Origin of the sequence: Sedimenticola sp. (assembly GCF_050289425.1) — a bacterium.
GTDB lineage: Bacteria > Pseudomonadota > Gammaproteobacteria > Chromatiales > Chromatiaceae > Sedimenticola.
The window spans coordinates 117,993-132,167 of sequence record NZ_JBNKFS010000001.1; the positions used below are offsets into that span (position 1 = coordinate 117,993).

Below are 14,175 nucleotides of genomic sequence, written 5' to 3' on the forward strand. Positions count from 1 at the left end.
GGACAGGAAGGTCCCCGCCTACTCGGCGCCCGGTGCATCTTTGTAGTATGACTCCCAAAGATAATCGGCAATACCGATAATCTCGGCCTCCGATACCGGAGCCACCTTGCCCCGATAACCGGCCACATGGCGGCGCAGCATCGCTTGGGTGTGAATCTTTCGGTCGTCCAGCAGATAGCGCGTAGCGGTATGGCAGGATTTGCAATAAAGATCATGCAGACGGGGAGCCCGTATCGCCATCTCCGAATCGGCCATGGATTGGCCCGAAATCAGTAGACAGAGCCCCAAAAGACACAGACGTAACCACATCACGGCATCCTCTTGTACAGACCAATCACCGCGCCATCCTTTATCAGCTTGGCACTCCCCTCTTTATCGACATTCAGAGAAAAGTGGATGCGTGTCTCGGTATCCTGGGGAGTGGTGCAATCGAGTTGTATCTCCGTGGCGCTCTTGCCCCCCCAAAAACAGTGATGACTTTCTGCACCGCTTTTCGAATCAAACAGCTCTGCGCGTCCTTCGAAATGGACCAGCACCTTGGAAAATGGCGTTTGTCCGGCATCCACCGCGGCCCAATCACCGGCCCCAGGATGGGCTGAACAGCCCGCTAAGCCGCTTCCCAGCAAGAGTATTAACCCTGCCCTTGTAATCTGTCGCTTCATCATCTATTCGTCTTTCACCGCTACCTGTGGATTGGCTCCCGCTGTCATCGCTTACTCAGGGGAGGCAAAGTCGTGTTTCCAGCTGGGCAGTATAAAACAGAGCGGATCAGTTTGGGCAGAATAGCGGCATTTATCGCCGTCTATGCCTTTGCCATCACCGTATTGGGAATTATCAGCGTGATATGAACGCTGATTCTTGGCCACTCCACGCGCTCTGCGCCGATTCGATGGATCGTTTTTTCTCATCCCGGCTCTGTTCAGCCTCTATCCCTACCCCGGCAATCGACTTTTCAAACTCGTCAACCACCTGTTCCATGCCCAACAGAAAGGCAGATGAGGGAAACGGGCAAATGTGCCACAATAGCCATCGTTTTCATCTCCCAGTGAATCGGCTAGCCGGTGCGCGAGATTTATTTCTCCACCCGCCCGCTTCCCTGTACTCACTCTCAAATTAAAGAAAGGTTATGGCCCAGTACATTTATACTATGAACCGTGTCGGTAAAGTGGTTCCGCCGAAACGGGTAATCCTTCGCGACATCTCCCTGTCATTTTTTCCCGGTGCCAAGATCGGCGTATTGGGACTGAACGGCGCGGGTAAATCCACGCTGCTGCGCATCATGGCCGGTATCGATACCGACATTGAAGGCGAAGCGCGCCCACAACCCGGTATCCACGTCGGTTATCTGCCACAGGAACCGCAGCTCGATCCGGCCAAGGATGTACGCGGCAATGTCGAAGAGGCACTGGGTGACGTGGTGGAAGCGTTGGCTGAGCTGGACAAGGTTTACGCCGCCTATGCGGAGCCCGACGCGGACTTCGATGCCCTAGCCACCAAGCAGGCAAAACTGGAAGACCTGATCAACGCCAAAGATGGCCACAATTTGGAGCGTACCCTGGAGATCGCGGCCGACGCCCTGCGCCTGCCGCCCTGGGACGCCGACGTCACCAAACTCTCCGGTGGCGAGCGGCGCCGCGTGGCGCTGTGCAAGCTGCTGCTCTCCAAACCCGACATGTTGCTGCTGGATGAGCCCACCAACCACTTGGACGCCGAGTCGGTGGCCTGGCTGGAGCGCTTCCTGCATGACTACCCCGGTACGGTGGTGGCGGTCACCCACGATCGCTACTTCCTGGACAACGTGGCCGGCTGGATCCTGGAGCTGGATCGCGGTCATGGCATCCCCTGGGAGGGCAACTACAGCTCCTGGTTGGAGCAGAAGGAGCAGCGTTTGGAGATGGAACAGAAACAGGAGGCCGCCCGCATCAAGAGCATGAAGCACGAGCTGGAGTGGGTCCGTTCCAACCCCAAAGGGCGCCACGCCAAGAGCAAGGCACGCCTGCAGCGCTTCGATGAACTGCAGAGCCAGGAGTTCCAGAAGCGCAATGAAACCAACGAGATCTATATCCCACCCGGCGAACGGCTGGGTGATCTGGTGATTGAGGCCAAGGGGCTGAGCAAGGCGTTCGGCGATAAGCTGCTCTACAGCGACCTCTCCTTCAACCTGCCCAAGGGCGGCATCGTCGGCATCATCGGCCCCAACGGCGCCGGCAAGACCACCCTGTTCCGCCTGCTGACCGGTCAGGAGCAACCCGACGGCGGCGAGTTGCGCATCGGCGAAACGGTGAAGATCTCCTCGGTGGAGCAGTCACGCGAAGCCCTGGATGATAACCATACCGTCTGGGAGGAACTCTCCGGTGGTGCCGACATCATTACTATCGGTCGCTACGAGCTCAATTCCCGCGCCTATGCCAGCCGCTTTAACTTCAAGGGCACCGACCAGCAGAAGCGCATCGGCGACCTCTCCGGCGGCGAACGCAACCGTGTGCACCTGGCCAAGACCCTGCAGCAGGGCGGCAACGTACTACTGCTCGACGAACCGACCAATGACCTGGACGTGGAGACCCTGCGGGCTCTGGAAGAGGCGCTGCTCACCTTCCCCGGCTGCGTGGTGGTGATCTCACATGACCGCTGGTTCCTGGACCGTATTGCAACCCATATCCTGGCCTTTGAAGGCGACTCATGCGTCACCTGGTTCGAAGGCAACTATGCCGATTACGAAGCGGACCGGAAACGGCGTCTCGGAGCCGAAGCGGACCAACCACACCGCATCAAGTACAAGCCGCTGAACCGATGAACTGCGATAACAACGGTGTCGTATCGATACAATATGAAAAATCTGTAGGATGCGGTGAGTAAACGAACCGCATCGCGGCATGCGTCGTTTCCACTTAGACTACGATGCGGTTCGCAAGCTCACCGGCATCCTACGGCGAAAGCCTGTTTGTATGCGTACTATTTCACACGGATCACCCCATGGACCAGACTGAGCAACTTCTGCAACGGGCACAACAACTGATCGAGCGGTTGGAAAAGGTCTTCTCTCCGGCCGCCCAGGAACCGAATTGGAGTTGTATCGCCTATCGTTGGCAACAGGGCAAGGGACTACAGGCGATTGCCCGGCCACACAAAGTACAACTGGACGACATCCTCTGCGTCGACCTGGCCAAGGCCGAGATCACCCGCAATACCCGCCAATTTGTTGAGGGGCGTAGCGCCAACAACACCCTGCTCTGGGGTTCTCGCGGAACCGGAAAGTCCTCATTGATTAAGGCACTACTGAACGAGTTTGCCGACCGGGGATTGCGTCTGATCGAAGTGGAGAAACAGGACTTGATCGACCTCCCGGCCATTGTGGAGCAGATCCAGGACCGGCCTGAGCGGTTCCTGCTCTATTGTGACGATCTCTCCTTTGAAGCGGATGACGCCAGCTACAAATCCCTCAAGGCGATCCTCGACGGATCGATCTCGGCGCCACCGGAAAATGTTCTGATCTATGCCACGTCCAACCGACGCCACCTACTGCCTGAATTCAAACAGGAGAATCAGGACGTGCATATCGTAGAGGGTGAGATACACCAAAACGAAAGTGTTGAAGAGAAGATCTCCCTCTCCGAACGCTTCGGCCTCTGGCTCTCCTTCTATCCGTTTAGTCAGGACCAATACCTGTCCATCGTGGACCACTGGCTAAGCCACTTGGGAGCCGAGACCACCACTGACGAACAGACCCGACTGGAAGCACTACGCTTTGCCCTGAAGCGGGGATCAAGAAGCGGTCGGGTGGCGCTGCAGTTCGCCCGCGATTGGGCCGGCCGCCTGCCGGCCGAACGGCCTACCGCCGCAGATTAGCACGAAGCCTGGGCACGTCTTCTGTGCCCACGCTGTCATCTGGTATGGGGCATCCGCGTGGACACAAACAACGTGCCCACCCTACCAGGGCTAGCCACGCCGCCAGGTCGTCCCCTGCGGACTGTCTTCCAGTACCACACCCTGGGCCTTCAACTCATCCCTGATACGGTCCGCATCGGCCCAGTTTTTCTCTGTCTTGGCTGTCTGGCGCTGCTGGATCAACGTTTCAATCTGTTCATCGCTCAACCCGCTATCGGTATCGCCGCCACGCAGGTAGCGTTCCGGATCATCCTGCAGAATGCCTAATATCCCGCCCAGCCGGCGCAGTTCAGCCGCCAGGGCGGCGGCTCGGCCGCTATCCTCCGCGCGCACCCGGTTGATCTCCCGCACCAGGTCAAACAGCACAGCCAACGCCTCTGGCGTATTGAAGTCATCATCCATGGCCGCATGGAAACGCTCCGTGTAGGCTTCCCCGCCCGCCGCCTCGGCAACCGGTAACCCGCGCATGGCAGTGTAGAAACGGGTCAATGCACCACGCGCATTGTCGAGATGTTCATCATCATAATTGAGCGGGCTACGGTACTGGCTGGTGAGGATAAAATAGCGCACCTCTTCTGCCTGATAGCGGGCGAGAATCTCCCTGACGGTAAAGAAATTGCCCAAAGACTTGGACATCTTTTCATCATTGATGCGGACAAAGCCGTTATGCATCCAGTAGTTGACGAATGGCTTGCCGGTCGCCCCCTCGGACTGAGCGATCTCGTTCTCGTGATGCGGGAAAGTGAGATCGGCACCACCACCATGGATATCGAAGGTGTCACCCAGGCAGCAAGTGGACATCGCCGAACACTCAATATGCCAGCCAGGACGCCCGCCCCCCCAGGGTGACTCCCAGGCTGGCTCTCCCGGTTTAGCGGATTTCCAAAGGACGAAATCGAGGGGATCACGTTTCTGGTCAGCCACTTCAACCCGCGCACCCGCTTGCAGATCCTCCAGCGTCTTGCCCGACAACTTGCCATACTCCGCAAAGCTGCCGACCGAATAATAGACATCCTGATTATCCGCCACATAAGCGTGACCATTGGCCACCAACCGCTCAATCATGGCGATGATCTCGGCAATGTGGCTCGTCGCACGCGGTTCACTATCGGGTGGCAAGATACCCAGCGCGGCGGCATCGTCATGCATTGCCTGGATGAAACGCGCAGTCAAATCACCAAAGGGCTCACCATTCTCGTTGGCACGGTTGATGATTTTGTCATCGATATCGGTGATATTGCGGATATAGGTGACATCGAACCCCTGCGCCTTCAGGTAGCGGTAAACGACATCAAACACGACCATTACCCGGGCATGTCCCAGGTGGCAGAGATCGTAAACCGTCATGCCACAAACATACATCCGGACTTTTCCCGGTTCCAACGGCACAAATGCCTGCTTCTGATTGGTAAGATCGTTGTAGATCTTCAGCATAACGACTCCGACAGCTCATCTTGGTTAGGCGATACGGTGATGGATTAAGCCAAAATACCGTTCCCTAAGGTGCAACACCCGCGCATAGTAAACGAAAGCGTCCGGGCAACAAAGGGGGCGGATAGAGAAGCGAGGCATTTCCGGGGTTTTTCCCGAAGCCGGTAACCTATATCATTAAGCGTTTACGCACTATCACCCGATAGCTCCCTAATCACTCTAACTAAGCGAGCACCGACAATGAACAGACGCCTTTTTTCACTCTTGTTACCGCTGGTCATGTTATTGGGCATCACCTCACAGGCCAACGCAGATAGCGTGCGCGTGCTGATGAAAACCAGCCTGGGAGAGATTGAACTGGAGTTGGATGGCGACAAGGCGCCGATCACCGTGGAGAATTTTCTTCGTTATGTGGATGAGGGCTTCTACAACGGCACTATCTTCCACCGGGTCATCAACGGTTTTATGATCCAGGGTGGCGGTTTCACGCCGGACCTGGATCAAAAGCGCGGCCATGCCCCCATCCAAAATGAGGCAAAAAGCCGTCTGTCCAACGCCCGTGGCACCATCGCCATGGCCAGAACCAATGCCCCGCACTCCGCTACTTCACAGTTTTTCATCAACCACCAGGACAATGACAATCTTGACTATCCCAGCTTTGACGGCTGGGGATATGCGGTATTCGGCCGGGTGACAAAAGGGATGGATACTGTCGATCGCATTGCGGACGTATCAACCACCACCAAGATGGGCATGCAAAATGTGCCGGTCACCCCGGTCAAGATCGAAAGCGTCACCCGTATTAGCAACTAAACAGAGGAAGCCAGCACATGATCACGCTTAAAACCAATCTCGGCGACATTGTAATAGAACTGGATGAAGAGAAGGCACCGATTACCAGCGCCAACTTTGCTCAGTATGTAAAAGATGGCTTTTATAACGGCACCATTTTTCACCGCGTCATCAACAATTTCATGATTCAGGGCGGTGGTTTTGAGGTCGGCATGGCCGAAAAAAGCACGCGCGCACCCATTGAAAACGAAGCCAAGAATGGGCTGAGCAACGTTGTGGGCTCCATCGCCATGGCCCGTACCATGGACCCCCACTCCGCCTCAGCCCAATTCTTTATCAATGTGGCGGACAACAAGTTTCTCGACTATCCGGGTCAGGACGGCTGGGGTTACTGCGTCTTCGGCAAAGTGGTCGAGGGTATGGACGTGGTTAACCAGATGAAAACCGTTGATACCACCATGCGCAGCGGGCACCAGGACGTACCGGTCGAAGACCTGATCATTGAAGAGGCCACCATCAGCGAATAAGCGGACGACACAGCATGCCGGCAACCCTGCTTATCTCTGATCTCCACTTATCCCATCAGCGACCCGCCACCGTGGCCCTGTTCCTGCGTTTTTTGCAGGAACAGGCCTGCCAGGCCAACGAGCTGTATATCCTCGGTGATCTGTTTGATGCCTGGATAGGTGACGACAACACGCGCCCCCCCGCACCGGAGACCATACAGGCTTTACGCCAGCTGACCGATAGAGGTTGCAAGCTCTTTGTGATGCACGGCAATCGGGACTTTCTGCTGGGCGAACAGTTTGCCCAGGCAACGGGGGGTATCCTTTTACCTGATCCCTACGTGACCGATCTCGGGGGCCAGCCCACGCTGCTGATGCATGGCGATCTGTTGTGCAGCGATGATACCGAGTATCAACAGGCCCGCCAGTTGCTGCGCAGTCCGGCATTTATCCAGGACTTTGTCTCACGAACGCTTGAGGAGCGGGTCCAGCTCGCCGCGGAATACCGCCGGCGTAGCGGTGAAGTGGTTTCTCTCAAATCCGCCGATATCATGGATGTAAATCAGCAAACCGTCGAAAACTATATGCGGAAGCATAAGGTTAACAGACTGATCCACGGCCACACCCACCGACCTGCGCTACATGAGTTCAAACTGGACGAGTCACCGGCACAACGGTATGTGCTGGAAGACTGGCACGAGCAGAGCGGATCATATCTGAGCATTCAGGATGGACACATCCAGCAGCAGACCTTTTCCTGACCGGTTTAACTGGCTTTGATAGTAATTTGACGCTCAGTCCGATACAGCACTTTCTGCAGGCCCAAGCGTGTTTGGGAGTTGATCACCAACGGTGCCATGAAATTCACATTCACTTTGGCAGCCTGCTGCTCTGGAGAATCCTCTCCTGCGAGCCCCCTGTAGGCGATCAATAGCAGCACCACATCCTCAGCCCGCTCCAGCTTCAAGAGCGCCAACTCATCGTCGGTCAGAGGAAATTCGTAGAAAATATTGAGGCTTTCCGGCGCAAATACGGAAAAAGCGAGATCGGGATCATCCAGCGATTGCAGATAGCCCACCACATCTCCGGCGTCCTGGTGAAACAGTTGAAAAGTGCGGTTCTCTTCAAAACCGGGAATGCCCAGAGGAAACAGGATACGGGTTTCTGGGTCACTGAATTGCGCCCCAAAAGCGGTACTTTCTATTTTCACAGCAGCTCCAAATAGCTGACCCGGACCATCCTGTATTACCGGCCAACTCTATTAGTCGACGCCTGCCCGTCTGATCATTTCAGACAGACCGGCCATCATCCACCTACTTGTCCTTTTGTGGATCTTCCGGTTCTTCAAAATCGAAGTCAAAATCGATATCCAAGGAGGGGACATCTTCGTCCTCAGATTTATCGCCGTTCTGAATCAGTTCGCCAAAAGTTGTCGGCTCACTGTCTCCCCCCATAATCTCCAGATCATCCAGATCGACACCCAGTTCAAAGGGCTCATTGGGCAAAATATCCTCCTGCGGATCCGGTTCGGGGAGCACTTCCGGATCGACTTCGGGCGGCACCGGCAGCACCACGCCAGCGGACTCATCCGATAGCCAGGCGGGATGCTCGGGTACCAGGTGCTGCCCCATCTCCACCACTTTGTCCCAAAGCTCGGGCGACTGCGTCATCAATGACTGATAAACCTGATCAAGGTAGTGAGTGAAAGACTTTTTATCGCGTCTAAAGGCGTAAATCTCAAGTAACTTGGCCTTCAGCTCCGGACTCTCGGGATTTTGTTCCATGGCCTCTTCGACCAGGGTCTCGGCCTGACTGTAGCGCCGATAAGCCAGATAGATATCCGCTTCCATCAATACCGATGCGATATCGGTCCGTTTCTCGGGGAGAAGATCGGCATCCGGTGTCGCCTCCTCCGGTGTCATGGACTCAACGGGCGTGTCCTGAGAAGCCTCTATCGAATGGGATGCGACCGGCTGCGGAGTCGTAACCGGTTCAGGATGAGCTTCTTCACCGGACATCTCAAACAATTCAGGTGTCTCAAACGCCGTTTGGCGCTGCCGGCCCCGAAGGTTCAGCAGAAGTAACGTTGAGAGGACGACAATTATCGCCCCCATCAGGATCATCCAATACTCGTCTTTCCAGCCGGCATCAATGGAGTTGATTTTGGTAACAGGCGTCGTTACCGGCACATTGCCCTGGGGTGCGACAACAGCCGGAACAGTAGCCGCAGCACCTGTCTCCGCGCCCGGTAGCGGTTTGCTGGGTCCACCCTCCGCGGCGCCAACCTGAGCGATCTGTTTACGCAGATTTTCCAGCTGGGCATCTTTCTCATCCAGCGCCTTTTTCAACGCTTCGACTTTCGATTCCAGCGCCGCCCTCAGCTCAACGATATCCTTGTTGATTTCCTGGACAGCTACCAGCTCTTGCTCTGAATCCTTAATCGCTTCCCGCAGCTTATCACTCTCCTGCACCGGATAATCGGTCCCGCTCTTTTCGGCAATCTGCCAACTACGATCGGTTTCAACCACCCGCAATCTTTGACGTTCTTCAGGGGTCAGATTCGTCTCATTCGGTGGCTGGGGTTTTACTGGCGCTTGGGTATCCGCCTGTTCTGCCTCCTGCGTAACGGGTGCTGTATCAACCGGCTCAACCGCTTGCGGTTCCTCCGTTGTCGTGGTTTCGGCAACCACTTCTGCTGGCGTGGGAAGCGACGAAGAGGCAGCGTGCTGACGCCCTTTGCGCCACTCATCCATCTGCTGTTTGACGGTAGCACGCGCCTGCCGTTCAGAAACCGCCGCAAACTCTTGCGGTGTCGGAATAGCCAGCAGTGCACCCTTCTTCAGCAGATTGATATTACCCTTATGAAAAGCATCGGGATTTTTATTCAACAGGGCAACCATGGTCCGATTTCGCGAGATTGCCGGGTCCGACTGCACCTTGCCGGCAATCACCCAAAGTGTTTCTGTTCTCTGAATGGGCCCATAAGAAGCGGGGGTTGCAACTGCCTGGGTTGCCTCGGATAAAGTCGGCTTGGGTGCCGTTTTCCTAGCGGATGCCGCCGCCCTGGGTGGATGGTAGGTTGGCGGGTCAAGTAAAACGGTGAATTCACGAATCAGGCTGCCTTTCGGCCAATTTACTTTAAGAAGAAAATTCAGGTACGGTTCCCGCACCGTCTCACGCGTACTGACTTGTATATAAGGTTCGCGCTTTTCGGGAAAAAACACCTTAAAGCGAAGCTTGGCTAGCTGAAAAGGGCGCTCAATCCCCGCACGCCTAAATTCATCCGGACTGGCCAGAGAAACCCGGATGTCATCAATGGCCATCTGTTCGACGGATATCAGCCGTATCTTGGCATCCAGCGGTTGATTCAGTGCGGAATTGACGCTAATACCGCCAAGCCCTAGTGCGTAGACGGTGGATGAGGAGATCAGCAACAGGAGAAATAAGAGCGACTTTTTGATCATTATTTTAATTGGACTCTATCCAAATCCATGACTCTGTTGATCCAACAATACCCTCAGCTCGAAAAGAAGCCGGGTAATGATATCTTTGTTGCAATATAAAACAATACGTTAACTACGTCACTTAATTCCAAAGAGAAATCAAAATGCCGGGATGTCCCTCATCCATCTGTTACTCGCCTTCCATCAACCGCCGCATATCCCTATAGGTGGCAAAATTGGCATAGGCCAGGACCGGCAGCACCACCAGCAACAACGGCAACGCAAACAGTACAGTGGAAAAAGTCAGCACACCCAATACGATGGCCCAAAACAGCATCATCTTTGAATGTCGCGATACTGTTTTGACACTGAATGAGACCGCATCCACTAACCCACACTGCTTCTGAAGCGCATAGGGAACGGAGAAGACCGTGACGCAGAAGCTAATAAAACTGAGTACAAAACCCAAAAGGCTGACAAAAAGCAGAAACGCCAACGCATTCGCCCGTAAAACAGGATCGGCTTGATAATCGGCCAGCGATGCCGGAACAAAATCAAAATAGACACTATAGATAATGAGGGCGTCGGTAATCCAGATCAGGTAAATAATTAAGGAGACTAAACCGATAACGATGATAGAGGTCGGGCACTGTCTGACTCCCTCGGCGATATCAGCAAAACCGGGACTACTACCTTGGTGGATTTTTTCCGCTAAGTGGTAATAAACGGCAACCAGTCCAGGCACAACAATGAGAAACCCGCCAGCCGCGATGAAATAAACAATACTAAAACCGTGATGCCACAACAGGGAACTGATAACGAAACCAATCACCAGGAAGAACGCCGCATAAGCCATGTTCAGAATCGCCGCTTGCCTGAAATCTCGCCATCCCTGAGCCAGCCACTCCCCGGCAACAGTAAACATCACTTTTTCACGGACGATATTAACGTTCATACAACCGTACCTGACTGCTTTATTATCGATACATCCCTTCGGAAAGTCGGGAAACCACCACATCAAAGGCAGGTCCCATGCCTGCTCTCAGGTATTGTGGAAGCCATTCACTAATACGTAGTGGTACAGCTTCGTCACCTCCTTCAAGAATATTTTACTCTGCAGTATTTAACCTAATACTAGACGCTTCGGTCAGTTATCGCAGCGCAATTCTGCACTAACCACCAATTCAAGGAATAAATACCTGGCGCCGGGTAGCGCAATCCATCCAAAATAGGGATAAACGCCACCATCCACAAGACAAACTATCGGAGGTAACAGACAGAGCGGGACGAACGATTTTCAATCCTTACGATTTCCACCATTCGGTTCAGAACGAATTTTCAGGTCGGGAAGATCTACCCGGCCTATTACGTGTAAAACGATGCCGGCGCCGACAAAAAAAACTACAGCAGCACCAAAACTTGCCACCACCGGGTGATTTCCACCCAATTCATTAGAGTAATAGATAGTAGCAAGAACACAACCGATACCAGCAAGATAAGAGATTATTGCGACAAAAAACGACGCTTTTTGCGCTTTACGTAGTTGTTTCACCTAGCTACCTCAATTGCATAAGCCATCAATGGGTTGCAGGGTACTCCAATCACCGTGGGCAGGCCAATCGTTATCCATGCGCGCTTGAAAATAAAACAGGCAAACGGCCCAGCAATTTCGCTTGTCAACCTTAAGAAAGTTAGTTTATTTTGAACTAATGTTTCTTTCATCTGCCAGCCATCAGACGGAATTGTTAATCCATGTCCGTTGACGAACCTATTTCACTCCATGTCTCGGTGCATCAGATCGAACAATTCTGTAGCGAACTCTGCCAGGGAAGCGCCAACACCAGCCGCAAACACGCTGCCCTGATTGCGCTTGAAGGCTTCATTACCCGGCATGCCACGACGGACAAATATACCGACACCTATAGCCGCATCATCACCGCCATTCAGCAATACGCGGAGCAGACACGACTTGAGCTATTGAATGAGTATGCGGATCAGCTCGAGCCCGCCCTATTGAATAAGGAGCCACGCGAATTGGCGAGAATCCACCGATCGGTTTCACGTAATGGCTTTGACCAGCTATTGGAGCAAGTAATCACACGATTTACACCGGAACAACAAAATGCATTGAAACAGTGGGCGAATGACTGGTCTGATCATGCGGAAAAGCAGGCTCGCCTGGCAGGCGGATACCCGGATGCACTCAACTTCAAGGCAGCAAACATCTCCCTTGAAGAGTATCGGGCCATCACCGAGCTAAAAAGAAGGCTGACGCCATTATGAAGCAACTGACAGCGCTCTTCCTATCACTATCCGCCCTGGTGATATTTTCTGAAAGCCAAGCGGAATACTCTCCATCGACATCCACAATAACCGCCACAAATCTGCAAGCGGATGGGGAGGCGGCTCAACGTGATAACAAGGCGATACTCCTACTGGTTTCACAAGAGCACTGTAGTTACTGTGTAGCAATTAAAAGGGATGTAATTGTCCCAATGATTATGAGCGGTAATTACAAAAACAACTTGCTGATTCGCGAACTACATCTTGATGGAACCTCGACAGTCATCGATTTTGACGGCGTAGAGCGTGATAGTTACCACTTTACCTACAACTATAAGGTGTCCGTCACACCCACCCTGCTGTTTCTGGATGGACGAGGAAAAGAGTTGGCAGAAAAAATGGTCGGCTTCCAGACACCTGACATGTACTATTACTATGTCGATCAATCTATTCAGGAATCCCTTAAGCGACTCGGCATGAAGACGGGACAGTGATATTGACACTATGGGACCACCACTCATTTCACGATCAGCCATTCAGCACACGCTATTCCTGATACTGCTCTTTTCCACAGTCACAACCCATGGACAGAGCGCAACTCAGGGAACTCGCCCCGCAGTGGGTGGAGCCGCCTGCGTGATCGCAAAAAAACTCGGCGATTCCCTGGCTATCGAATGGGCGATCGGAGAACCCTCTATTGCCTCGGCGATCGAGAAAGCTAAGCAAGCCTTGTACCGGAAAGGCTATGAGTACGTTTTCCCCCAATCCAGCAGCAGTGATCCACATGGCTGGATGATTATCATCAAGACACACTACCGCACTTACACCGGTAGGGAGCGGACCAGCTATGGATGCGGATTCAGCAGCCAGTCATCAACCGTAGCAGAGGAGAATGCACTGACCAATCTACGCACCTACTCCTGGGGCTGGAAGTCCGGCATGGGCTATGAAGTAATCGAAAATCTTCAATACTGAGTTATCCTTACAGGCGGCAACCCTATCTAACCAAGTCGACCGAAGGGTACAGCCGACAACCCGGCAAAACCGTTTGAATAGACTCTTCAAGGCCGATGAGATCTATACCTTGACAACCTGTCACATCCGCCGCAGAGCCAAACTAAGTAAGCCAAGCCGATCGGCGTTGCTATCAAGCTCCTACCCTTTAGAGATAACCGCAACGCTGTTTTTACGTAACTTGCGGTTATACTTTTACTAAGACATGCCTATTCAAACTGACAATAGATAGGAAGACCGCGATATGCCTCAGCAGCTCTACAATATCTTTTTCTCAGGTAAAACCGTGGAAGGCGCCGATCTCGTAAAGGTAAAACAGAACCTAGCGAAGATATTTAATACCGGCAGCGAACAGTTGGAATACCTCTTCTCGGGAAAATCCGTGAAGGTGAAAAACGGCGTTGACCAGGAGACAGCCATTAAATACCGGGTCGCCTTCCGAAATGCCGGCGCACTGGTAGAGATCCAGTCAGCGGACCCGATTTCCAAGCCATCCCCGACGACCAACGAGACGCAACAAAACAGACAACAACCAACAGACGATGCAGGGATGACGTTGTTACCCGCCAGAACAGGAAGTCTGATTGACTGTGCGCCAATCGTTCAACCGGCCCCATTGCCCGATATCAGTGATTTATCCCTGGCCAGCCCAGAAAAGCCATTGGACGAATCCACACCTCCTCCTCCGTTACAGATAGACATCAGCAATCTTGAGCTGTCACCGGCTAAAACCGGGACACTGGAGGATTGCCAGATAAAACGCCAACCGGTTAAATTGCCCGACATCAGTCAATTGGCCATCGCCGAGGATAAAGAATGAT

At 53.5% G+C, this 14,175-nt stretch carries 16 protein-coding genes; 9 read left to right on the forward strand and 7 right to left on the reverse strand.

Going from position 1 to position 14,175, the window contains the following annotated elements:
* Window positions 1-18: 18 nt before the first annotated feature.
* Both ACQY5R_RS00580 and ACQY5R_RS00585 read right to left on the reverse strand, forming a co-directional pair.
* Entirely contained in the window at window positions 19-309 is a 291-nt protein-coding gene (locus ACQY5R_RS00580) for a hypothetical protein (RefSeq protein ID WP_428603298.1), read from the reverse strand.
* Window positions 309-665, reverse strand: a complete 357-nt coding sequence (locus ACQY5R_RS00585; RefSeq protein WP_428603300.1) for a hypothetical protein — start codon at window positions 663-665, stop codon at window positions 309-311. The genes ACQY5R_RS00580 and ACQY5R_RS00585 overlap by 1 nt, the downstream gene beginning before the upstream one ends.
* A gap of 461 nt (window positions 666-1,126) precedes the next feature.
* On the opposite strand from ACQY5R_RS00585, the gene ettA reads away from it, so the two are divergent.
* Together ettA and ACQY5R_RS00595 are read left to right on the forward strand one after the other, a co-directional pair.
* Complete coding sequence (gene ettA, locus ACQY5R_RS00590) at window positions 1,127-2,794, forward strand: energy-dependent translational throttle protein EttA (protein WP_428603302.1); 1,668 nt, start codon at window positions 1,127-1,129, stop codon at window positions 2,792-2,794.
* Window positions 2,795-2,973: 179 nt separating this feature from the next.
* Window positions 2,974-3,846 (forward strand): ATP-binding protein, encoded by an 873-nt coding sequence (locus tag ACQY5R_RS00595; RefSeq protein ID WP_428603304.1) that lies wholly within the window; start codon window positions 2,974-2,976, stop codon window positions 3,844-3,846.
* Window positions 3,847-3,936: 90 nt separating this feature from the next.
* On the opposite strand, the gene cysS is transcribed toward ACQY5R_RS00595, so the two are convergent.
* Window positions 3,937-5,319: a cysteine--tRNA ligase gene (cysS, locus tag ACQY5R_RS00600; RefSeq protein ID WP_428603306.1), complete on the reverse strand. Its 1,383-nt coding sequence runs from the start codon at window positions 5,317-5,319 to the stop codon at window positions 3,937-3,939.
* 237 nt (window positions 5,320-5,556) lie between these two features.
* Here cysS and ACQY5R_RS00605 point away from each other — a divergent pair, with 237 nt between their 5' ends.
* The 3 genes from ACQY5R_RS00605 to ACQY5R_RS00615 are packed head-to-tail and all read left to right on the forward strand — an operon-like array spanning window position 5,557 to window position 7,375.
* Entirely contained in the window at window positions 5,557-6,129 is a 573-nt protein-coding gene (locus ACQY5R_RS00605; protein ID WP_428603307.1) for a peptidylprolyl isomerase, read from the forward strand.
* A 17-nt stretch (window positions 6,130-6,146) separates the two neighbouring features.
* Window positions 6,147-6,635, forward strand: a complete 489-nt coding sequence (locus ACQY5R_RS00610; RefSeq protein ID WP_428603309.1) for a peptidylprolyl isomerase — start codon at window positions 6,147-6,149, stop codon at window positions 6,633-6,635.
* A gap of 14 nt (window positions 6,636-6,649) precedes the next feature.
* On the forward strand, window positions 6,650-7,375 hold the full coding sequence (locus ACQY5R_RS00615; RefSeq protein ID WP_428603311.1) for a UDP-2,3-diacylglucosamine diphosphatase: 726 nt from the start codon (window positions 6,650-6,652) through the stop codon (window positions 7,373-7,375).
* 5 nt (window positions 7,376-7,380) lie between these two features.
* Here the strand turns inward: ACQY5R_RS00615 and fliW are convergent, their stop codons facing one another.
* From fliW to ACQY5R_RS00635, 4 genes are all read right to left on the reverse strand, one after another.
* Window positions 7,381-7,824: a flagellar assembly protein FliW gene (gene fliW, locus ACQY5R_RS00620; protein ID WP_428603312.1), complete on the reverse strand. Its 444-nt coding sequence runs from the start codon at window positions 7,822-7,824 to the stop codon at window positions 7,381-7,383.
* Window positions 7,825-7,927: 103 nt separating this feature from the next.
* Window positions 7,928-10,078, reverse strand: a complete 2,151-nt coding sequence (locus tag ACQY5R_RS00625; protein WP_428603313.1) for a type IV pilus assembly protein FimV — start codon at window positions 10,076-10,078, stop codon at window positions 7,928-7,930.
* Between the two features lie 169 nt (window positions 10,079-10,247).
* Window positions 10,248-11,012: a DUF2189 domain-containing protein gene (locus ACQY5R_RS00630; RefSeq protein WP_428603315.1), complete on the reverse strand. Its 765-nt coding sequence runs from the start codon at window positions 11,010-11,012 to the stop codon at window positions 10,248-10,250.
* Window positions 11,013-11,354: 342 nt separating this feature from the next.
* Window positions 11,355-11,609, reverse strand: a complete 255-nt coding sequence (locus ACQY5R_RS00635; protein WP_428603317.1) for a hemerythrin family protein — start codon at window positions 11,607-11,609, stop codon at window positions 11,355-11,357.
* Window positions 11,610-11,809: 200 nt separating this feature from the next.
* Between ACQY5R_RS00635 and ACQY5R_RS00640 the strand changes: the two genes are divergently transcribed.
* The 4 genes from ACQY5R_RS00640 to ACQY5R_RS00655 all read left to right on the forward strand — a co-directional run bounded on the left by ACQY5R_RS00640 (window position 11,810) and on the right by ACQY5R_RS00655 (window position 14,174).
* A complete protein-coding gene (locus ACQY5R_RS00640) occupies window positions 11,810-12,340 on the forward strand; it encodes a hypothetical protein (RefSeq protein WP_428603319.1) in 531 nt (176 codons plus the stop codon).
* The gene (locus ACQY5R_RS00645; RefSeq protein ID WP_428603321.1) at window positions 12,337-12,834 is read left to right on the forward strand and encodes a thioredoxin family protein; all 498 of its coding nucleotides are present in this window, start codon (window positions 12,337-12,339) and stop codon (window positions 12,832-12,834) included. The genes ACQY5R_RS00640 and ACQY5R_RS00645 overlap by 4 nt, the downstream gene beginning before the upstream one ends.
* A 142-nt stretch (window positions 12,835-12,976) precedes the next feature.
* Complete coding sequence (locus ACQY5R_RS00650; protein WP_428603323.1) at window positions 12,977-13,315, forward strand: hypothetical protein; 339 nt, start codon at window positions 12,977-12,979, stop codon at window positions 13,313-13,315.
* A 283-nt stretch (window positions 13,316-13,598) separates the two neighbouring features.
* A complete protein-coding gene (locus ACQY5R_RS00655) occupies window positions 13,599-14,174 on the forward strand; it encodes a hypothetical protein (protein WP_428603325.1) in 576 nt (191 codons plus the stop codon).
* Window position 14,175: the final 1 nt, after the last annotated feature.